This is a genomic window from Halomonas sp. BN3-1, from assembly GCF_003056325.1.
GTDB lineage: Bacteria > Pseudomonadota > Gammaproteobacteria > Pseudomonadales > Halomonadaceae > Halomonas > Halomonas litopenaei.
The window spans coordinates 57,729-76,336 of the sequence record NZ_PYVV01000011.1 but is presented as its reverse complement, the minus strand read 5'-3'; the positions used below and the strand labels follow the sequence as shown (position 1 = coordinate 76,336).

At 64.6% G+C, this 18,608-nt stretch carries 22 protein-coding genes; 12 read left to right on the top strand and 10 right to left on the bottom strand.

Annotation, left to right across the window (positions count from 1 at the left end; all coding sequences use genetic code 11):
* Positions 1-88: 88 nt before the first annotated feature.
* Positions 89-1,594 carry a YifB family Mg chelatase-like AAA ATPase gene (locus C9F12_RS15525; protein ID WP_108449477.1) on the bottom strand — a complete coding sequence of 502 codons (1,506 nt, stop codon included), beginning with the start codon at positions 1,592-1,594 and terminating at the stop codon, positions 89-91.
* A 119-nt stretch (positions 1,595-1,713) separates the two neighbouring features.
* Positions 1,714-2,094: an accessory factor UbiK family protein gene (locus tag C9F12_RS15520; protein ID WP_108449476.1), complete on the bottom strand. Its 381-nt coding sequence runs from the start codon at positions 2,092-2,094 to the stop codon at positions 1,714-1,716.
* A 385-nt stretch (positions 2,095-2,479) separates the two neighbouring features.
* Between C9F12_RS15520 and C9F12_RS15515 the strand changes: the two genes are divergently transcribed.
* The 3 genes from C9F12_RS15515 (at position 2,480) to glnK (ending at position 4,647) form a co-directional block, all read left to right on the top strand.
* Positions 2,480-2,818 carry a P-II family nitrogen regulator gene (locus C9F12_RS15515; RefSeq protein ID WP_045993909.1) on the top strand — a complete coding sequence of 113 codons (339 nt, stop codon included), beginning with the start codon at positions 2,480-2,482 and terminating at the stop codon, positions 2,816-2,818.
* A 49-nt stretch (positions 2,819-2,867) separates the two neighbouring features.
* Complete coding sequence (locus tag C9F12_RS15510) at positions 2,868-4,118, top strand: ammonium transporter (protein ID WP_045993908.1); 1,251 nt, start codon at positions 2,868-2,870, stop codon at positions 4,116-4,118.
* 190 nt (positions 4,119-4,308) lie between these two features.
* Positions 4,309-4,647 carry a P-II family nitrogen regulator gene (gene glnK / locus C9F12_RS15505; RefSeq protein WP_045993907.1) on the top strand — a complete coding sequence of 113 codons (339 nt, stop codon included), beginning with the start codon at positions 4,309-4,311 and terminating at the stop codon, positions 4,645-4,647.
* A gap of 147 nt (positions 4,648-4,794) precedes the next feature.
* On the opposite strand, the gene C9F12_RS15500 is transcribed toward glnK, so the two are convergent.
* The gene (locus C9F12_RS15500; protein ID WP_045993906.1) at positions 4,795-5,010 is read right to left on the bottom strand and encodes a DUF3820 family protein; all 216 of its coding nucleotides are present in this window, start codon (positions 5,008-5,010) and stop codon (positions 4,795-4,797) included.
* A gap of 155 nt (positions 5,011-5,165) precedes the next feature.
* Between C9F12_RS15500 and C9F12_RS15495 the strand changes: the two genes are divergently transcribed.
* Positions 5,166-5,684, top strand: a complete 519-nt coding sequence (locus C9F12_RS15495) for an NAD(P)H-binding protein (RefSeq protein WP_345840319.1) — start codon at positions 5,166-5,168, stop codon at positions 5,682-5,684.
* On the opposite strand, the gene C9F12_RS15490 is transcribed toward C9F12_RS15495, so the two are convergent.
* Positions 5,651-6,427, bottom strand: coding sequence for a ferredoxin--NADP reductase (locus C9F12_RS15490; RefSeq protein WP_045993904.1), 777 nt, complete (start codon positions 6,425-6,427; stop codon positions 5,651-5,653). The two genes, C9F12_RS15495 and C9F12_RS15490, sit on opposite strands and share 34 nt — an antisense overlap.
* A gap of 187 nt (positions 6,428-6,614) precedes the next feature.
* On the opposite strand from C9F12_RS15490, the gene C9F12_RS15485 reads away from it, so the two are divergent.
* The gene (locus C9F12_RS15485) at positions 6,615-7,541 is read left to right on the top strand and encodes a LysR family transcriptional regulator (RefSeq protein WP_045993903.1); all 927 of its coding nucleotides are present in this window, start codon (positions 6,615-6,617) and stop codon (positions 7,539-7,541) included.
* 58 nt (positions 7,542-7,599) lie between these two features.
* Here the strand turns inward: C9F12_RS15485 and C9F12_RS15480 are convergent, their stop codons facing one another.
* Positions 7,600-8,031: a host attachment protein gene (locus C9F12_RS15480; RefSeq protein ID WP_045993902.1), complete on the bottom strand. Its 432-nt coding sequence runs from the start codon at positions 8,029-8,031 to the stop codon at positions 7,600-7,602.
* Positions 8,032-8,321: 290 nt separating this feature from the next.
* Between C9F12_RS15480 and C9F12_RS15475 the strand changes: the two genes are divergently transcribed.
* Positions 8,322-8,840, top strand: coding sequence for a hypothetical protein (locus tag C9F12_RS15475; RefSeq protein WP_045993901.1), 519 nt, complete (start codon positions 8,322-8,324; stop codon positions 8,838-8,840).
* A gap of 300 nt (positions 8,841-9,140) precedes the next feature.
* On the opposite strand, the gene C9F12_RS15470 is transcribed toward C9F12_RS15475, so the two are convergent.
* The gene (locus C9F12_RS15470; protein WP_108449475.1) at positions 9,141-9,533 is read right to left on the bottom strand and encodes a VanZ family protein; all 393 of its coding nucleotides are present in this window, start codon (positions 9,531-9,533) and stop codon (positions 9,141-9,143) included.
* Entirely contained in the window at positions 9,511-10,587 is a 1,077-nt protein-coding gene (gene hemE / locus C9F12_RS15465; protein ID WP_108131917.1) for a uroporphyrinogen decarboxylase, read from the bottom strand. The genes C9F12_RS15470 and hemE overlap by 23 nt, the downstream gene beginning before the upstream one ends.
* A gap of 171 nt (positions 10,588-10,758) precedes the next feature.
* Here hemE and ribA point away from each other — a divergent pair, with 171 nt between their 5' ends.
* From ribA to C9F12_RS15440, 5 genes are all read left to right on the top strand, one after another.
* A complete protein-coding gene (gene ribA / locus C9F12_RS15460; protein WP_045993900.1) occupies positions 10,759-11,394 on the top strand; it encodes a GTP cyclohydrolase II in 636 nt (211 codons plus the stop codon).
* Positions 11,395-11,478: 84 nt separating this feature from the next.
* On the top strand, positions 11,479-11,763 hold the full coding sequence (locus tag C9F12_RS15455) for a hypothetical protein (RefSeq protein WP_045993899.1): 285 nt from the start codon (positions 11,479-11,481) through the stop codon (positions 11,761-11,763).
* A 174-nt stretch (positions 11,764-11,937) separates the two neighbouring features.
* Positions 11,938-12,255 carry a hypothetical protein gene (locus tag C9F12_RS15450; RefSeq protein ID WP_108449474.1) on the top strand — a complete coding sequence of 106 codons (318 nt, stop codon included), beginning with the start codon at positions 11,938-11,940 and terminating at the stop codon, positions 12,253-12,255.
* Between the two features lie 282 nt (positions 12,256-12,537).
* Positions 12,538-12,834 (top strand): hypothetical protein, encoded by a 297-nt coding sequence (locus C9F12_RS15445; RefSeq protein ID WP_108131883.1) that lies wholly within the window; start codon positions 12,538-12,540, stop codon positions 12,832-12,834.
* 204 nt (positions 12,835-13,038) lie between these two features.
* A complete protein-coding gene (locus C9F12_RS15440) occupies positions 13,039-13,335 on the top strand; it encodes a hypothetical protein (protein ID WP_045993896.1) in 297 nt (98 codons plus the stop codon).
* A gap of 224 nt (positions 13,336-13,559) precedes the next feature.
* Here C9F12_RS15440 and C9F12_RS15435 read toward each other — a convergent pair whose 3' ends face one another.
* Positions 13,560-15,110 (bottom strand): Na+/H+ antiporter NhaC family protein, encoded by a 1,551-nt coding sequence (locus tag C9F12_RS15435; RefSeq protein WP_108449473.1) that lies wholly within the window; start codon positions 15,108-15,110, stop codon positions 13,560-13,562.
* 308 nt (positions 15,111-15,418) lie between these two features.
* Positions 15,419-16,498 (bottom strand): aldo/keto reductase, encoded by a 1,080-nt coding sequence (locus C9F12_RS15430; RefSeq protein ID WP_108449472.1) that lies wholly within the window; start codon positions 16,496-16,498, stop codon positions 15,419-15,421.
* Between the two features lie 123 nt (positions 16,499-16,621).
* Here C9F12_RS15430 and C9F12_RS15420 point away from each other — a divergent pair, with 123 nt between their 5' ends.
* Positions 16,622-17,575 (top strand): LysR family transcriptional regulator, encoded by a 954-nt coding sequence (locus tag C9F12_RS15420; RefSeq protein WP_162816505.1) that lies wholly within the window; start codon positions 16,622-16,624, stop codon positions 17,573-17,575.
* Positions 17,576-17,615: 40 nt separating this feature from the next.
* On the opposite strand, the gene djlA is transcribed toward C9F12_RS15420, so the two are convergent.
* Complete coding sequence (gene djlA, locus C9F12_RS15415) at positions 17,616-18,395, bottom strand: co-chaperone DjlA (RefSeq protein ID WP_045993894.1); 780 nt, start codon at positions 18,393-18,395, stop codon at positions 17,616-17,618.
* Positions 18,396-18,608 lie beyond the last annotated feature (213 nt).

Here is an 18,608-nt window from a genome sequence, read left to right as displayed (position 1 = left end):
CGCTCGTCGGCTTCTCGGGCAAGGCCTGGACCCGGGCAGGCGCTATGCCTTGCGAAAACAGGTGCATGGAGCGATCGTGCGGCGCCCGTCAGCCCTTGCGCAACAGCCGATCCAGCTGGCGATAGCCGATGGCCTCGATCAGGTCGTCACGGCACGGACGTTCGCGCCCGGCCAGGTCGGCCAGGGTCAGCGCCACCCGCAGCACCCGGTGGTAGGCCCGGGCGGACAGCCGCAGGCGCTCAAGCGACTGCGCCAGCCAGGTGCGCTCGGCCACCTCCAGGGCGCAGGCGCGCTCCAGCGCGGCGCCGGCGAGCTGGGCGTTGAGCGTCCCCCTCTGCTGCTGACGCTGACGCGCCGCCATCACGCGTCGGCGCACCATCTCGGTGCTTTCCCCCGGCTGATGCGACGTCAACTGTTCCACCGGCAGCGCCGGCACCTCCACCTGCAGGTCGATGCGATCTAGCAGGGGGCCGGACAGGCGCGCCTGATAGCGCTGGATCTGGGACGCGGTGCATACACAGTCCTGACGCGGATCACCCAGATGGCCGCAGGGGCAAGGATTCATTGCGGCAACGAGTTGAAAACGAGCAGGAAATCGTCGTTCGTGGCTGGCCCTGGCAATATGGATCTCGCCGCTTTCCAGCGGCTCGCGCAATACCTCCAGCACCTGGCGACTGAACTCCGGCAACTCGTCGAGAAACAGTACGCCGCGATGGGCCAGCGAGATCTCGCCGGGCCGCGGACGCGAGCCGCCACCGACCAGCGAGACCGCGCTGGCGGTGTGGTGAGGCGAGCGAAACGGACGACGGCCAAAGCCATCGGACAGGGGAAGCGCGCACACCGAGCGAATCGCCGCTACCTCCAGCGCCTCGTCATCGCCAAGCGGCGGCAGAAGCCCGGGCAGTCGGCTGGCCAATAACGTCTTGCCAGTGCCGGGCGGCCCGGCAAACAACAGGTTGTGCCCACCCGCCGCCGCCACCTCCAGCGCTCGCCGGGCCTGATACTGGCCACGCACATCGCACAGATCCAGCGCCGCAGGCCCGTCTTGCGGCGGTGCGGCGGGTAGGTGAGCAGCGAGGGGAATGCGCCCGGCCAGGTGGGCGACGACGTCGAGCAGGTGTGCCGCCGGCAGCACCTCCAGGCCATTGACCAGGGCCGCCTCATCGGCGTTGGCCTCGGGCAGGATCAGGCGCCGCCCGGCCTGACGGGTGGCCATGGCGAAGGGCAGCATGCCGGCTACCGGCCGCAACCGACCATCGAGGGCCAGTTCGCCGGCGCACTCGACACCCTCCAGTGCGGCGGCGGGCAACTGACCGGAAGCCACCAGCAGACCCAGCGCGATGGGCAAATCGAAGCGTCCACCCTCCTTGGGCAGATCGGCGGGAGCAAGATTCAGGGTAATTCGACGTAGCGGGTAGTCGAGGCCGCAGGTGGCAAGGGCGCTGCGCACCCGTTCGCGGCTTTCGCGCACTGCGGTCTCGGGCAGGCCGACCAAGGTCATGCCCGGCAGGCCGTTGGCCAGGTGTACCTCGACCTGCACCTCGGGGGCGTCCAGCCCCAGTCCCGCACGGGTGGCAATGATGGCAAGCGTCATGGGCTCCCTGCCTGACGGAAGGCTCATGACCAGTAGAGCACGCCCACCTCACCGGCGCCGCATGCCGGCCCCCCGCCAGGGCGGGCCGGCATATCTTGTGACGTTCTGCGTCCGAAGCCTCAGGCGGAGGGCTTGTCGGCTGAACCGCTCGACGCCTCGTCCTGCTTGCCCTGTTCCGGCACCGGCGGCACCGGTACCTCGGCGGCTTCCTCGGCCACGGCTGGCGCCGCGGTCGTTTCGCTAGCGGGCGCTGCACGTTCCTCGACCAGGCTCTCCAGCGCCGCTACCTGCTTTTCCAGCGCCTCGACCCGGGAGCGGGTGCGCTGCAACACGTCCATGAGGATGTCGAAATCCTCGCGTGACACCAGTTCGAGACGATCGAAGGCGCCACGCACCACCTGCTGGACCCCCTTCTGGATGTCTTCCGGGGCCTGGGAGGCGCCCTGCAAGCGCTCGCCGATCTGCTGTGCCAAACGGCTGATGCGATCCTGACTGACCATGATGGCTCTCCTTGAAACGTCGATGGGAACTCCGTTGCCGACAGGATACGCAAGCCGGGCGCCCAACGCATGCTTCGTGGCCCTTGCCCAGCGACGCCCGGCGCATTGGCGACTCCCTGATACCAGCACGCGACCCATTGCTCCACCCAGCACAACATGCTCGCCAATGACGCACCACCAATACGCGCCAGCACCAAAACAGTGCATTAACTTTGATGCAGTGCCGCAAACTCGCGGGTGTTTTTCGTCTCTAGCTTTCAAGAACAACCACAAGCCATTGTAAACAAAGCTTTTGCCAAATTTATGGCACGTATATCGCTATGCATAGATATCCATGCACCGAGCGGAAACAAGCCGCCACCTTATGCACGTAGGGAGCCATGCCATGAAACTGATCACCGCCATCATCAAGCCCTTCAAGCTGGACGACGTCCGCGAGGCGCTGGCCGACAACGGCGTCCAGGGCATCACCGTGACCGAGGTCAAGGGCTTCGGCCGCCAGAAGGGCCACACCGAGCTATACCGCGGCGCCGAGTATGTCGTCGACTTTCTGCCCAAGGTGAAAGTCGAGGTTGCGATCGACGAGGCCCGACTGGACAGCGTGCTGGAAGCCATCTGCAACGCGGCCAACAGCGGCAAGATCGGTGACGGCAAGGTGTTCGTCACGCCGCTGGAAGACGTCATCCGCATTCGCACCGGCGAGCGCGGCTCCGACGCGGTCTGATCCCCGTCCCCTGACCCGACTTCCGATAAAAATATAGCGAGACACTTCCATGGTCGATATCAGTGAACTCAGCTACGCGCTGGACACCTTCTACTTCCTTATCTGCGGCGCCCTGGTCATGTGGATGGCCGCCGGTTTTGCCATGCTCGAGGCCGGCCTGGTCCGGGCCAAGAACACCGCCGAGATTCTGACCAAGAACATCGTGCTGTTCGCGGTCGCCTGCACCATGTATCTGCTGGTGGGCTACGCCCTGATGTACTCCTCCGACGCCGGCGGCTTCATCCCCAACCTCGGCTTCTTGATCGGCGCCGAAAACAGCGTCGATGCGGTGCTGGCAGGTGGTGAAGACGCGCCCTACTACTCGGCCCGCGCCGACTTCTTCTTCCAGGTCGTGTTCGTGGCCACCGCCATGTCGATCGTCTCCGGCGCTGTCGCCGAGCGCATGAAACTGTGGGCCTTCCTGGCCTTCGCCGTGGTCATGACCGCCGTGATCTATCCGGTCTCCGGCTACTGGACCTGGGGCGGCGGCTGGTTGTCCGAAGCAGGCTTCTCCGACTACGCAGGTTCCGGCATTGTCCACATGGCGGGTGCCGCTGCAGCCCTGGCCGGTGTGCTGGTGCTCGGTCCGCGCAAGGGCAAGTACGGCAAGAACGGCGCCATCTACGCCATCCCCGGTGCCAACATGCCGCTGGCGACCCTGGGTACCTTCGTCCTGTGGCTGGGCTGGTTCGGCTTCAACGGCGGCTCCGAGCTCAAGCTCTCCGACGTGTCTTCCGCCAACAACATGGCCCAGGTGCTGGTGAACACCAACGCTGCCGCCGCCGGGGGTGTCATCGCCGCGCTGATCCTGGCCAAGATCTGGTTCCGCAAGGCTGACCTGACCATGGCCCTGAACGGCGCCATCGCTGGCCTGGTCTCCATCACCGCCGACCCGCTGTCCTCCACGGCCCTCGGCGCCACCCTGATCGGTGCAGTCGGCGGTATCCTGGTGGTGGTCGCCATCGTGGTCCTCGACAAGCTGCGCCTGGACGATCCGGTCGGTGCCATCTCCGCCCACGGTGTGGCCGGTATCTGGGGTGTCCTGGCGGTCCCGCTGAACAACGCCGACGCCACCTTCGGCGCCCAGATGCTCGGCATCATCGGCATCTTCGCCTGGGTCTTCATCGCTAGCCTGGTCGTGTGGCTGATCATCAAGGCAATCATGGGTGTGCGTGTCAGCGAAGAAGAAGAATACGAAGGCGTCGACCTGGCCGAATGCGGTCTCGAAGCCTACCCCGAGTTTAACGTCGCCAAGAAGTAAGCCTGAGCTTACCCGCGACACCAGTGAGCTGGCGTGCTCCTCCTGGCCCCTTCGGGGGCCTTTTTTATTGCTGTTCGCCAGGGGTATGCTTTGTCACACTAGTCAGGACAGGCGCAACGGCGCGCCGCCAACGGGTTGGCGCCAGGCACGACCGACGCCGCCCCCACACGGACAGGATGAGGAACCCGCCATGAAACTGGTGACCGCGATTATCAAGCCATTCAAGCTCGACGACGTCCGCGAGTCGCTCTCCGAGATCGGTGTTCAGGGCATCACCGTCACTGAAGTGAAGGGCTTTGGCCGTCAGAAGGGCCACACCGAGCTGTACCGGGGAGCCGAGTACGTGGTCGACTTTCTGCCCAAGGTGAAGCTTGAGGTGGCGGTCGACGACGGTATGACCGAGCAGGTCATCGAAGCCATCGTCCAGGTCGCCAACACCGGCAAGATCGGTGATGGCAAGATCTTCGTCACCCCGCTGGAACAGGTCATTCGTATCCGTACCGGCGAGACCGACAAGGACGCTGTCTGACCGACGATGGCAGCTGTCTTCAGCCACCCCCCTCGAGCAGGTCATTCGTATCCGACCCGGCGTGACCGACAAGGATGCTGTCTGACCTCGACCGACAAGGACGCTGTCTGACGACGGCGACCGGTTCTCCCCGCCAGGTGGCGCCGCTCAGCCGCGGCGTCGCAACGGCTCCAGCAGGTCGCTCAGGCCGTTGTGGTCGATCTCGTGCATCAGCGCCAGCAGGCGTCCGATCTCTCCGGGGGGAAACCCGACCCGGGCAAACCACGCCAGGTAAGGCCCGGGCAGATCGGCGATCAAGGTACCTTGATGCTTGCCGAAAGGCATCGGCAAGGTAACCAGGCGTTCCAGGTCCTGAGGATTCATCGCTGCTCCTGAGCGGGTGGGTGAGGGAAAGACGCACAGGGTACTGGCCTGCGGGCGGCGTCGCCATCGATTCGCCTCCCCATTGAAAGTCTCCCCGTTGAAAGTCTTCCCCATCGACGCCATGGTTATTTCCAGGTATCGACAAGGAGGCCGACATGACCACACTCGTGATAGGTGCCAACGGCCAGATCGGCCGCCAGGTCTGCGCCATCGCCCACCGCCAGGGACATCCGATTCGCGCCATGATCCGTAGCGCCGAGCAACGCGACTGGTTCGAGCAACAAGGTATCGAGACGGTCGTCGCCGACCTGGAGGGCGACTTCGCCTCCGCCTTCGAAGGTTGCGATCAGGTGCTGTTCACCGCCGGCTCCGGCCCGAACACCGGGCCCGACAAGACGAGACCGGGGGCAACAACCAGATATCCCGAGCCAACGTGGCCCAGGCCCTGGTCTATCTATTGGGGCAACGAAAGATCCGTAATCACGAGACGGTGCTCCTGGACGGCGAGCGCGAGATCGCCGAGGCTCTCGGCGACTGACCACCGCCACACCGGCAGGCGATTCAATCCGCCAGCACCAACGACGACGCCGATGGCAAGTGGCCATCGGCGTCGTCGTTTGCGGCGTCCTGTCGTGGGGTCTTACTTCTCCACGAAGGCACGCTCGATGACGTAGTCGCCGGGCTCGCCCATGCGCGGAGAAATATTGAAGCCGAGCTCGTCGAGCAGTGCGCTGGTGTCGTCGAGCATGGCCGGGCTGCCGCAGATCATGGCCCGGTCCTGCTTGGGATCGATGGGCGGAAGCCCCTTGTCGTCGGTCAGCTTGCCGGTGCGGATGTGATCGGTCAGGCGGCCCATGGTGTGGAAGTCTTCACGGGTCACGGTGGGGTAGTAGACCAGCTTCTCGCTGATCTCCTCGCCCAGGTACTCGTGCGCCGGCAACTCCTTGGTGATGAAGTCGGCGTAGGCCAGCTCGTTGACGTGGCGCACGCCGTGCACCAGCACTACCTTTTCGAAGCGCTCGTAAACCTCGGGGTCCTGGATCAGGCTGAGGAAGGGCGCCAGACCGGTGCCGGTGGACAGCATGTAGAGATTGCGCCCAGGCAGCAGGTCGTCACATACCAGGGTACCGGTAGGCTTGCGGCTGACCATGATCTGATCACCCACCTGCAGGTGCTGCAGGCGAGAGGTCAGGGGACCATCGGGCACCTTGATGCTGAAGAACTCGAGGTGGTCCTCGTAGTTGGGGCTGGCCACGGAGTAGGCACGCATCAGCGGCTTGCCGTTGACCTCGAGACCGATCATCACGAACTGGCCGTTCTTGAAACGCAGGCTACGCTCACGGGTCGTGCGGAAGGTGAACAGGGAGTCGTTCCAGTGATGAACGCTCAGCACTTCTTCCAGGGCAAACTTGCTCATGCCAACTCCTTAAAATGCGTGGGCTTATTCCTGAAGTGAATAAAGCCCGATATCAAGTCTTGCGGATAATTCTAAGACCGGCCATATTATCTGTTAAATGGATTGTATGGATAACGCTTATCCAATTCATTGATATAGATATCCATCGCCGACGTCTTTACCCCTATCGCGCCGGAGAGCCCGTGCCATGCGCTACACCCTTCGACAGCTGGAAGTCTTTGTTGCGGTCGCCCAGCACGAGAGCGTGTCCAAGGCGGCGCGCGCCCTGGCCCTGTCGCAGTCGGCGGCCAGTACCGCGCTGTCCGAACTCGAGCGCCAGTTCGACTGCCAGCTGCTCGATCGCATCGGCAAGCGCCTCAAGCTCAATGCACTGGGCTTCCAGCTGCTGCCCAAGGCGGTCGCCCTGCTCGATCGGGCCGAAGAAGTGGAAGAACTGCTCAGAGGCCAGCAGGGCATCGGCAATCTGGATGTCGGCGCCACCCTGACCATCGGCAACTATCTGGCGACGCTGTTGATCAGCGACTTCATGCAGCGCCACCCCGGCAGCCGGGTAAGGCTGCAGGTCCGCAACACTCGCTCGATCATCGATGCGGTTCGCCATCACCAGCTCGACCTGGGGCTGATCGAGGGGCAGTGCGAGGAGGACGAGGTCATCACCCAGCCCTGGGTCGAAGACGACCTGGTGGTGTTCTGTTCGCCCCGTCACCCGCTGGCCAACCGCGGGCCGGTGGAGCTCGACCGCCTGCTGCGTGAAGACTGGATCATGCGAGAGGAGGGCTCAGGCACGCGCCTGACCCTCGAACAGGCAGCCCGCCATCGGCGTGGTCGCTTCAATATCCTGCTCGAACTGGAGCATACCGAGGGCATCAAGCGTGCGGTGGAGTCGGGGCTGGGAATCGGCTGTGTCTCACGCCTGGCGCTGCGCGACGCCTTTCGGCGTGGCAGCCTGACCCCACTGCCCACGCCGGAACTGGACCTGAGTCGACAGTTCACCTTTATCTGGCACCGTCACAAGTACCTCACCGCAGGCATGCGCGAATTTCTACGCCAGTGCCGGCAGATGACGGAGGGGATCCAGCGCAGCGACGAGATCGATCTGCCGCAGGTGCCCTGAACGGCAACGACTAGCGCTATGCAGGAGAGAGCCCGCCGCGGACGGCGGGCGGCACAGATCAGCGCAGATCGTCGACGGCGTCGGTGATCTTGTCGCAGTCGGCCTTGGTCAGATCCTTGGAGAGGGAGTGGATGACCAGTTTGGCGGTGGGAGCATCGAGCTTGTCGCGCAGGTGGCCAAGAAAGCGCGGCGGCGCCACCATGATCAGCTTTTCCATGCTGTTGTCGACACGGGCACGATACAGTCGATCGGCTACCTCTCGGGCAAAGATGACTTCATGGTGCTGGGTCGCCACCTCCTCGCCGCCAGCCTGACGCGAGGCGGTAGCACTGGATTCATGTACGTCACCGCCCTTGTCGGTCACCAGATCGCCTTCGTGGAGCCGCCCTTCGGCGTGCACCAGGCTCTCGACTTCATTCAGCTTGCGTCCTGTCCGAGTGAAGATTCGCGCACGCGACGCATCGGCTACCACGATATAAGTCGTCGTCATGGTCGGTCCTCGCCTCCCTGTGTTCAGACTTCCCGGCACAATGACCGGTACAAAGTCACCATGGCAACGGACCCCGGCAGCGTCAACTGGTGGTTATTGGCGACACCGGCGTCGCCCTCCACGGACACTGACGAGCCCTGCCTCCTTTGGGGTAGCATGCAGGCATCTGTTACACGCCCCGGCGGCCTGCGGCCCTGTCCGGTTATCGCCTTTGCCTGCGCCGCACCGCTGATACTCGCGGGCCGCCCATCCTGGCGCCCTGCGAGTTCCCCTGCTGGAGGACCTCAACCATGCGCCAGTTCTTCTTTCCCCGCGCCCCACTGGCCCGGCGCACCCTGCTGAGCTGTCATTTCATTGCACAGCTCGGCGTTCTCGCCGCCGGTCTGTGGTGGCTGATCCCCCGCACCCCCTGGGTCGCCATGACCACCTGGAGTGAGAGCTGGCCTCCCCTGGCGCTGGGCGCCGGCCTCACCCTGCTGACCATGGTCGCACTACGCCTGCTGGCCGAGCTGTGGTTGCTGCCCCATCACCTGGGCAGTCAACGGCCCGGCTTCGCCCCCGGCGCGGTGGTCACCCGCTCCTACGATCGTCGTCCGGCGGTGCATGATGACGACAAGGCCTGGACCTCCCAGGCCCGGCCGCTGGAGGACGACGACGCGGTGGTCGGCGATGCTCGGGTGACGCGCAAGGCCGAACCGCTGAGCAAACGCGGACATCGCGAGCCCGGCCTCGACCTGAACCGTTCGTCTACCGGCGAGCCCGAATCACAAAGGGTCCAGAAGCCGAGTCGCCAGGAGCCAAGTCTCTGACGCGGTCGACGCCTTGACCGGGAAGGCAATCAGCGGCGAGCGCGCTGGCGCCCTCGATGCCACAGCCAGACCGCCCCGACACCGAGCCCCGCACCCATGGGAAGTTGGCGACGACGTCCCAGGCATCGCCGCCGAGTCACTTGGGAAGGCAGTCAGCGGCGAGTTCGCGGAAGGGAATCAGCGGCGAGCGCGCTGGCGCCATTGGCACCACAGCCAGACCGACCCGACACCAAGCCCTGCACCAATGGGAAGTTGGCGACGACGTCCCAGGCATCGCCGTCGAGTCATCCGGGAAGGGAATCAGCGGCGAGCGCGCTGGCGCCCTCGATGCCACAGCCAGACCGCCCCGACACCGAGCCCCGCACCCAGGGTATTGGCGACGATGTCCCAGACATCGCCGCCAAGACGCCCGGGTACCGGGATCTGGGCGAACTCGATGGCGACGCCGTAGGCCACCGCCAGTGCCATGGACAGCCCGCTGCGCCCGCTCGCCAACGCCAGCAGTGTTGCCAGGCCGGCGTAGGCGATCAGATGGTTGGCCTTGTCCCAGGGCAGGTCTTCCGGCAATTCGCTGGCAGGCATCAGACTGCCCCAGGCGATGACCAGGGCGGCGGCGGCGGCGGCCAGCCCCCACCACCACCGCCCGAATACAGACCGCCTGCCCGAGACTTCAGCCTGAGGCGATCTGGGCATGATAGGCCGGGCTCAACTCGTGCAGCGCCTCCATGAAGGCGGTGACGTTGTCGGGGTCGGTGAACTGGCTGATGCCGTGGCCGAGATTGAAGATGTGGCCCGGGCCGTGACCGTAGCTGTCGAGGATACGGCCGACCTCGGCACGAATCGCCGAAGGGTTGGCGAACAGCACATTGGGGTCCATGTTGCCCTGCAGTGCCACCTTGCGGCCCACCCGGCTGCGCGCGCTGGACAGTTCAGTGGTCCAGTCCAGCCCCAGGGCGTCGGCGCCGGTGTCGGCCAGATCCTCGAGCCACTGGCCGCCGTTCTTGGTGAACAGGATCACCGGTACCCGGCGCCCATCCTGTTCGCGAATCAGCCCCGCCACGATCTGTTCCATGTAGCGCAGCGAGAACTCGCGATAGGCCGGCGTGGACAGCGTCCCTCCCCAGGTATCGAAGATCTGTACCGCCTGTGCGCCAGCTCGGATCTGCGCATTGAGGTAGTCGGTCACCGCGGTGGCCAGGGTATCGAGCAGCTGATGCATCACGTCGGGGCTTGAGTAGAGCATGCCCTTGACGTGGCGAAAGTCCTTGCTGGAGGCGCCTTCGACCATATAGGTCGCCAGGGTCCAGGGGCTGCCGGAGAAACCGATCAGCGGCACCCGACCGTTGAGCTCGCGACGGATGGTCGAGACCGCGCGCATCACGTAGTCGAGGTCGCGTTCGGCGTCCGGCGCCGTCAGCGCGGCCACGTCTTCTGCGCTGCGCACTGGCTTGCGGAACTTGGGACCCTCGCCGGTCTCGAAGTACAAGCCCAGCCCCATGGCATCGGGGATGGTCAGAATATCGGAGAACAGGATGGCGGCGTCCAGCGGATAGCGTTCCAGCGGCTGCAGGGTGACCTCACAGGCGCGGGCGGTATCACGACACAGGTCCATGAAGCTTCCCGCCTGGGCGCGCACTTCCTTGTACTCCGGCAGGTAGCGACCGGCCTGGCGCATCATCCAGACCGGAGTGCGATCCACCGGTTGACGCGCGAGAGCGCGCAGAAATCGATCGTTCTTCAGTTCCATGCAGGCGTCATCCAGGGAAAATGTGCGACTCATTGTACCGCAATGACTCCCGAACGCGTGGCCTCCTGCGACCCTGTGTCGTCGGCAAGGTGTCGTGAGCCTTGCACGACTTCCTGATAAACTGGGCGCCCCCTTGACGGCGCTGCCGTTGTTTCGACTCCGAGGTACCCCGTGACGATTCGCTTTATCGCCGCCTCTCGCCTGCCCACCCCCTGGGCGACCTTCACCATGCACGGCTTCGAAGACGAGGCCACGGGCAAGGATCATATCGCCCTGACCCTGGGGGAGATCGACGATGGCGCTCCTGTGCTGGGACGGGTGCACTCTGAATGCCTGACCGGCGACGCCCTGTTCTCGATGCGCTGCGACTGCGGCTATCAGCTTCAGGAAGCGCTCAAGCGTATCGCCAGCGAAGGCCGCGGTGTCATCCTCTACCTGCGTCAGGAAGGCCGCGGCATCGGCCTGCTCAACAAGATTCGCGCCTACCACCTGCAGGACCAGGGGGCCGACACCGTCGAGGCCAACGAACGCCTGGGCTTCGCCGCCGACCTGCGCCGCTATGACCTGTGCGTGCCGATGCTCGAACACCTGGGTGTCGAGGGGCTCAAGCTGATGACCAACAACCCGCGCAAGGTCGACGCCCTGACCCAGGCCGGCGTTCAGGTGGTGGAACGCGTGGCCCTGACCACCGGGCTCAATCCCCACAACGAGCACTACCTGTCCACCAAGGCAGGCAAGCTCGGCCACATGATGGCGCTGGGTGACTTTACCCAGGCTGACGACGTGGATATCGAAAAAAAGTCATAGGCCGCGTAAGGAATCCGGCCCACCCTCGACTCAAGATCAAACGCAACATTACGCTCCATTGATCTTGACCTTCGAGGTGCCGACATGAAACTCAAGCTGCTTTCGATTGCCGCCATTGCCGCCGTGACCACACTTCCGCTGACGGCCCAGGCCGACGCCCGTGCCACCGACCTGGCCCGCGCGCTGAACAGCCAACCCCTGTCCATGCGCGACGCCATGCCCCAGCAGGGCCATGAAGTGATCAATGCCCACATCGCCAGCGACAGCACCGAAGCCCTGCGCAAGGCTCGCCTGCGGCTGCAGTCTCGCCATGTGGAAATGACCGACTTCATGCTCAATCTCGACCTCGGTCGCGCCGCCACCAAGTAACAGCAAGAAAAAAATGCCTTTGTTTTTGCACCGCTACAGGCATACGACCGTTTTAATAGAGCCGCATTATCGAAGCCATAAAAGCGATTACCTGGCACTTTCGATAGAACGCTAACAAAATACACACATCGACAGCGGGTGACGCCACCCGCTGAAACCGGAAGGAGCTTCGACATGAAACCCACCTTGATCCTCGCTGCCCTGATCGTCGCCTCTCTGCCCGCTCTGGCCCAGGCTGCACCACCCAAGTACGCCCTGGCCCTGAACGAATCGCCCTTGACCGACCAGGCCCCGTTGGTCGATGACGTGCTGGGGCAGCAAGTCGCCGATGTCGAGCCTCTGGCTATCGGTGGTCAGCGTATCGGCAACACCGCCGCCTCGACCCATGATGGCAAGACGCTGGCAAACGCCAGGCTGCAACTGCATCGCGACCAGGCCCAGGCCACTCGCTTTCTGCAGCTGGACGGACGGCGTGTCGCGGTGACCATCTAGGCTGCGCTGTGTAAAGGCGACTTAGACCAAGGTCGCATCGGTATTTGACATTCCGTTAGCCTGTTAATATTATTGCCGCAAGTTTTCATGCAGTACCCGTTGGATACATCCTTCGAACGCAGGACAGAGTCAGCAAGGTCCAGGCAGACAAGGATGACAAGCTGCAGAAAAGGCAGGCCCTGAGGGGCCAAAAAATGCCACCAAAATTAAAACGACCGTTTTATTTTGAATCGGTCGAATTCAAGAGAGACAAGGGCCACGAGGCCCAATAGGAGAGACACCATGAAAGCCACTACCAAGATCGCCGCTACTGCCCTGCTCGCCGCTGCCCTGCCGCTGACCGCCCAGGCCGACCGCGCCAGTGACCGTGCCCAGGCGCTCAACGCCGAGCCGCTGTCCAGCCTCAGCGTCGCCGCCCTCGACGCCGCCCATCAGGTCGGCAACGCCCATATCGCCGACAACGGCAGCAATGCGATGGCCAACGCCCGCCTGGAGCTGCTGCGCGAACAGGCCAAGCGTACCGACTTCGCCATGAGCGAGCATGACCTGGACCTGGCCCGTCAGGCCACCACCGGCTAATTTTTGCCGACCAGATTAAAACGACCGTTTGACTTGATGATGACCGGCAACGTCCAAATGACGCCCGGCGTCATCTCCAACAGACGATCGCGAAGGCCAGCAACAAAGGCCCTTCGACAAAGACTGCAAGACGACCGCAGAAACCGACATACGCGATGGCCAAGGGCTCACCCAGAAGCCCATCAGGCCTACAGGAGAGACACCATGAAAGCCACTACCAAGATCGCCGCTACTGCCCTGCTCGCCGCTGCCCTGCCGCTGACCGCCCAGGCCGACCGTGCCACTGACCGCGCCCAAGCGCTCAACGCCGAGCCGTTGGCTCAGGTCAGCGCCAGCGCGCTGGAGGCCGCCCATCAGGTCGGCAACGCCCATATCGCCGACAACGGCAGCAACGCCATGGCCAATGCCCGGCTGGAGCTGCTGCGGGTTCAGGCCAAGCGCACCGACTTCGCCATGAGCGAGCACGACCTGGACCTGGCCCGTCAGGCCACCACCGGCTAAGCGCACCGATCCGATGGGTGCCCGCGGGTAAGGACCCCGGGTACCAACGCAAAGGCCCCGCCGACGTGATGTCGGCGGGGCCTTTTTATGTGCCGGGTCTTTTTGTGCTCGGCCTCTTAGTGCCGGGTCTTTTTATGCTCGGCCTGGGGGAGGGTCTACCGGACACGGGGCCAGGTGCGGGACCAGGCACTCGGCGACCCGGCGACCCGGCCGTCGAGCCTGCGTCAGCGTGTCTGAGGCGCGGAATCGACCTGCCGTGGCTGCCACAGCGCCTTCATCACCAGCGCGATGGTCAATATCACTGCGACACCGCTGATCGCTCCGATCCAGGTGGTACCGGTGACACCGGCCACGAAGAAGGCCACCAGTCCTGCGACACCGGCTGTCACCGCGTAGGGCAGCTGGGTGCGCACATGGTCGATATGGTCACAGCTGGACCCCGCCGAGGACAGAATGGTGGTATCGGAAATCGGCGAGCAATGATCGCCGAAGATGCCGCCGCTCAGCACCGAGGCGATGGCCAGCGCCATGGGCAGGTCCATGGCCGCCGCCACTGGCATGGCGATCGGAATCATGATGGCGAAGGTGCCGTAGGAGGTGCCGGTGGTGAAGGCCACCACGGCGCCGATCAGGAACAGCAGCACCGGTACCAGGCTGGGCGGAATGCTGGCCTCGGTCAGGCTGACCAGGTAGTCGGCGGTGCCAAGCTCGGAGGTGACGCTGCCGATGGACCAGGCCAGCGCCAGGATGATGTAGACCAGGGTCATGCTCTTGATGCCCTCGACCACGATATCCATGGCCTCGCGGAAGTCGAACAGCCGCTGACTCATGCCCATGGCCAGCCCCGTCATCACCGCCACCAGGGTGGCGATCAGGATCGACTGACCGCCGTCGGCGTTGCCCACCGCAGTCACCAGGTCATTTTCCGGGAAGTTGCCGGTCCACAGAAACAGCGGCGGAATCATCGCCAGCAACACCCCGATCGGCACCAGCATGTTGCGCTTGCGAGCGGTATCTCCCGGCGCCTTGAGCTCCATGGCGTCGGTCTCGGAAGGCGGCTTGGCGGTGTCTTCCATCAGCTTGCCGGTCTCCCGGGCGCGACGTTCTGCCCGCGCCATGGGACCGAAGTCCCACTGGGTGACGACGATATAGAAGATCATCCCCAGCGCCAGCCAGGCGTAGAAGTTCAGCGGAATCGAGGACAGGTAGATCAGGTACTCCGAGCCGCTCACCTCCATCTCGCCCAGCTGGGTGCCGATCAGCCCCATGACGAAGACCACCCAGGTGGACACCGGGCCCAGCAGGCACATGGGGGCCGAGGTGGAATCGACGATGTAGGCGAGCTTCTCGCGGGAGACCTTCATGCGATCGGTGATCGGACGCATCACGCTGCCCACGGTGAGGGCGTTGAAATAGTCCTCGAAGAAGATCAGCATGCCAAGGCCAAGCGTGCTGCCCTGGGCGCCACGGGCGCTGGCGACCTTGCGCGAGATGGCGCGGGCGATGGCGTGGGCGCCACCGGTACGCTGCAGCACGCTGATCAGCACCCCGAACAGGCCACAGTAGATCAGCACGGTGGCATTCCACTCGTCGCCGATGCTCGGCACGATAAAGTCAGAAAAACTGTTGTAGAGGCCGGCGGCAGGATTGTAGCCGGCGAGCATGGTCGCCCCGAGCCAGACGCCGCAGAACAGCGCGGGAATGACGTTGCGCGTCGCCAATGCCAGCAGGATGGCCAGCAGCGGCGGCAACAGGGATAAGAGTCCGAAGGACATCGGGAGTCTCCTGGGTTCTTGTCGGTCTTGGCCCGAGGGGATGACGCCGGACGGCGTCGTGCGGGCAGCGGGGCATCCTAGGCGCTTGCGGCACAAACGGCAACCGCGCTGTCACATCCCCGCAACCGCCGTTCCAGAAGTACAAGCCAGCGCCGGCCTGCAGCTAGCTGACCACCCTGAAAATTCCCCTCGGACATCGGGTGACGGCGCCGACAGATACCTCCATCACCCCGCGACCCGCCTCCCCAACACCGACAGCCGACACCCTCTCTGGAGATACACCAGGCAACGTCCCGACGGCCCTCGCCTCAGTCAGGACGCCGGGTCTCCACCTCCACCCCCTTCATGCCCTCTGCCGTGTAGCGCTCGCCGGCAACGACGTCAGGCGCAAACCAGTTCTCGAGACGCTGCCTCTCCGTCGGGCTCAACGACAGCGCCAGTGCGCCAAGATTTTCCTCCAGTCGCGCCAGGCGACGGGTACCCGGTATCGGCACGATGTCGTCGCCCTGGGCCAGCAGCCAGGCCAGCGCGACCTGAGCCGTCGTGACCTGGCGTCCCTGGGCGAAGGCCTCGAGCTTTTCCAGCAAGCGACGGTTGAGCGCCAGGTTATGCTCCGTGAAGCGCGGAGCCTGACGACGAAAGTCGTCCTCACTCATGGCGTCGGTGGTACGGATCTGTCCGCTTAAAAAGCCACGCCCCAGAGGCGAATAAGGCACCAGCGACACCCCCAGGCGACGACAGGCTGGCAGTACCTCGGTCTCGACGCCTCGGCTCCACAACGAGTATTCGCTCTGCACCGCCGCGATGGCATGAACGGCGCAGGCGCGCTCCAGGGTCGACGCCGACACCTCGCACAGACCCAGCGCCCGCACCTTGCCTTCCGCCACCAGTTCGGCCATGGCACCCACGGTGTCCTCGATGGGCACCTGGGGGTCGAGACGATGGGCGTAGTAAAGATCGATGGTCTCGACGCCAAGGCGCTTCAGCGAGGCCTCGCAGGCCAGCTTCACGTAGTCCGGGCGGGTGTTGATGGTCCTGGCGTAGGCACCTGGCTCGCGCACGATTCCGAACTTGGTGGCGATGACGGCGTTCTCGCGACGCCCCAGCAACGCTCTGCCCAGCAAGCTCTCGTTATGGCCCTGGCCATAGGTGTCGGCGCTGTCGAACAGGCTGATCCCGCGCTCCAGCGCCTCTTGGATCAGCCGCTGCGAGGCCTTGTCATCGCTCTGCCCGTAGAACTCGGACATGCCCATGCAGCCAAGCCCGAGCGGGAAGACGCGCAGTCCGCTGCCAAGCCGTCGCAAACTGGTCACGGCGGATGTGGTAACGGGGACGGACGCCGTATCGATGGCGGTTGCGGGGGTCTGGCAAGTGTCATTCGAGGACATGTGGAGCTCCTGATCGCGGATGGCGGATACAGCACCACCATCTTCATCTCGGGTGCCGATCAGGAGAATTGCCGATATTTTGATACTCTGAAAGTATCAATCTTGTCCGCCAGGAGCGCCGCCGTGAACCCTGAATTCAGGAACCACCATCTTCTAGTGAGCTTTCTGGCCGTCGCCGATACCGGGCACTTTCGCGAGGCGGCGGCGAGGCTGCACATCTCGCAGCCACCGCTGACCCGCCGCATCCAGGCGCTGGAGCAGGAACTTGGCGTCTCGCTGTTCACCCGTACCACTCGCCGCGTGGCCCTGACGCCGGCAGGCGAACAACTGGCCCGACGCCTGCGGCCCTGCTTCGACGAAATTGAGGCCGCCTGCCAGGAAGCCCGGATGAGTCGGCAGACCACGGCTCCCATGGTTATCGGCATGACCCCGGCACTGGATGATAGCGTGCTTCCCTCGCGCAGCTGGCTGGAGGCTCAGCTGGGACGCAGCGTCGAGATCGAACGACGCTCTTCGCGGGAACTGCTGACAAGACTGGCCAAACAGGACTACGACGCTGCAATCACCTTGCAACTGGCCCTGATCGGCATGCCGAGCCAGCTGCCGGCGCAGGTGGAAAGTGTGGAGGTGGGACGTGACCCGCTGTGGGTGATCCTGCCCGAGGCAGGGCTGGACGGTAAGGGCAGCTACCAGGCCAGTGCCCAGGCGTCGCCAGTCGAGCTATGCGAGTTGGGCGACACTCCGCTGTTCTGGTTTCCCCGGCGCGACAACCCCGAGTACTTCGATCACTGCGAACGTCTGTTTCAACGCGCTGGCTATCGACCGCCACGACGGGAAGAGCCACAGGACCACCACCGGCTACTGGCCCGTGTGGCCGCCGGCGAAGGCATCGCGCTGGTGCCACAGAGTTTTCTGGCCACGCGCCGAGACGGCGTCATCGCCCGGCCCCTGTCGGCCCGCTGGGCGGAACTGACCACCCGCATCGCCATCGCCTGGCGGCGTGACAATGACGATGCCCGGAACATCGCGCTGCGACTGGCCGAGGCTCTGCAAGAGCACACCCCCGTACAGCAATAGCCCCCGCGAGCCAGGCCAGTGCCACTTGGCCCTGGGGCCGTCAGGCCTGACCGCGGGCCTGGCGAATGCGCTGGTAGGCGTTGCCGATCTCGACGGTGCGGGCCTCGGCGACCTCGCGCATGCTGTCGGGCAGGCCACGACTGGCCAGCTTGTCCGGGTGGTTCTCGCTCATCAGCTTGCGGTAGGCGCGCTTGACCTCGGCGTCACTGGCCTCGTCGCTGACACCGAGCACCTTGTAGGCATCTTCCAGCGGGCTCTGGCTCTCCTGGGTCGCGCCGGCACCGTGGGAGGCGCCGCCCCGCAGCATGGCTTCGATCTGGGCGATCTCGGCCTCGCTGCAGCCAAGCCCGCGAGCCACCCGCATCAGCATGCTGTGCTCGGCCGGGTGCAGCACCCCATCGGCGGCGATGGCGGAAAGCTGCACCTGCAGGAAGATCTGGCGCAGCGCGCTGCGCCCGCGCGTCAGCCGGGCCACCCGTGCGATCTCACCGTCGAGATCGAAGTCACTGGCGCGCCCGCGCTCGAAGGCGGCGCGGGCGCTGGCACGGGTGCTTTCCGGCAGACGCAGACGCACCAGCAATTGCTCCAGCACCTGGCGCTCCTCGCCGCTGACCTGACCATCGGCCTGGCACACCGCCCCCATCACCGCGAAGGTGGAGTCCATGAACTGACGCTGCATCTCGGCCAGGCCCTTGCTGAGCATCAGACCGCCACGCAGGCGCCCGCCCAGCCACCAGCCGATACCGCCGCCGATCAGCATGCCCAGCGGCCCACCGGCCAGGAAGCCCACTACCGCGCCAATCACGATGATGGTCAGCATAAAATCCTCTCTTGTGCGCTACGTCGCCAAGCGGCGGCGCCACGTCTTTTTCTGTTTCGGCCCTGGCCAACCGTCGCGGCGATGCCAGGTCCCGCCAAAGGGGTATGAGCAGGCAGCATACCATCGCCGTCGAGCCGGCGGCGAAGGTCCAGCCTTCGCTGTTTCATCGAATGGTCATCTGCAAGCGCGACACTGCACGCCATTTCAAGCCGC

What these genes read in the sequence shown, in the direction of transcription:
- hemE (WP_108131917.1), bottom strand. Translation starts at nt 10,587, where the DNA reads ATGGAACTGAAGAACGATCGATTTCTGCGCGCTCTCGCGCGTCAACCG.
- C9F12_RS15430 (WP_108449472.1), bottom strand. Translation starts at nt 16,498, where the DNA reads ATGTCCTCGAATGACACTTGCCAGACCCCCGCAACCGCCATCGATACG.
- C9F12_RS15475 (WP_045993901.1), top strand. Translation starts at nt 8,322, where the DNA reads ATGCGCCAGTTCTTCTTTCCCCGCGCCCCACTGGCCCGGCGCACCCTG.
- C9F12_RS15500 (WP_045993906.1), bottom strand. Translation starts at nt 5,010, where the DNA reads ATGAATCCTCAGGACCTGGAACGCCTGGTTACCTTGCCGATGCCTTTC.
- C9F12_RS15485 (WP_045993903.1), top strand. Translation starts at nt 6,615, where the DNA reads ATGCGCTACACCCTTCGACAGCTGGAAGTCTTTGTTGCGGTCGCCCAG.
- C9F12_RS15515 (WP_045993909.1), top strand. Translation starts at nt 2,480, where the DNA reads ATGAAACTGATCACCGCCATCATCAAGCCCTTCAAGCTGGACGACGTC.
- C9F12_RS15445 (WP_108131883.1), top strand. Translation starts at nt 12,538, where the DNA reads ATGAAAGCCACTACCAAGATCGCCGCTACTGCCCTGCTCGCCGCTGCC.
- C9F12_RS15525 (WP_108449477.1), bottom strand. Translation starts at nt 1,594, where the DNA reads ATGACGCTTGCCATCATTGCCACCCGTGCGGGACTGGGGCTGGACGCC.
- C9F12_RS15450 (WP_108449474.1), top strand. Translation starts at nt 11,938, where the DNA reads ATGAAACCCACCTTGATCCTCGCTGCCCTGATCGTCGCCTCTCTGCCC.
- C9F12_RS15520 (WP_108449476.1), bottom strand. Translation starts at nt 2,094, where the DNA reads ATGGTCAGTCAGGATCGCATCAGCCGTTTGGCACAGCAGATCGGCGAG.
- C9F12_RS15490 (WP_045993904.1), bottom strand. Translation starts at nt 6,427, where the DNA reads ATGAGCAAGTTTGCCCTGGAAGAAGTGCTGAGCGTTCATCACTGGAAC.
- C9F12_RS15480 (WP_045993902.1), bottom strand. Translation starts at nt 8,031, where the DNA reads ATGACGACGACTTATATCGTGGTAGCCGATGCGTCGCGTGCGCGAATC.
- C9F12_RS15455 (WP_045993899.1), top strand. Translation starts at nt 11,479, where the DNA reads ATGAAACTCAAGCTGCTTTCGATTGCCGCCATTGCCGCCGTGACCACA.
- C9F12_RS15495 (WP_345840319.1), top strand. Translation starts at nt 5,166, where the DNA reads ATGACCACACTCGTGATAGGTGCCAACGGCCAGATCGGCCGCCAGGTC.
- C9F12_RS15510 (WP_045993908.1), top strand. Translation starts at nt 2,868, where the DNA reads ATGGTCGATATCAGTGAACTCAGCTACGCGCTGGACACCTTCTACTTC.
- djlA (WP_045993894.1), bottom strand. Translation starts at nt 18,395, where the DNA reads ATGCTGACCATCATCGTGATTGGCGCGGTAGTGGGCTTCCTGGCCGGT.
- C9F12_RS15470 (WP_108449475.1), bottom strand. Translation starts at nt 9,533, where the DNA reads ATGCCCAGATCGCCTCAGGCTGAAGTCTCGGGCAGGCGGTCTGTATTC.
- C9F12_RS15440 (WP_045993896.1), top strand. Translation starts at nt 13,039, where the DNA reads ATGAAAGCCACTACCAAGATCGCCGCTACTGCCCTGCTCGCCGCTGCC.
- glnK (WP_045993907.1), top strand. Translation starts at nt 4,309, where the DNA reads ATGAAACTGGTGACCGCGATTATCAAGCCATTCAAGCTCGACGACGTC.
- C9F12_RS15435 (WP_108449473.1), bottom strand. Translation starts at nt 15,110, where the DNA reads ATGTCCTTCGGACTCTTATCCCTGTTGCCGCCGCTGCTGGCCATCCTG.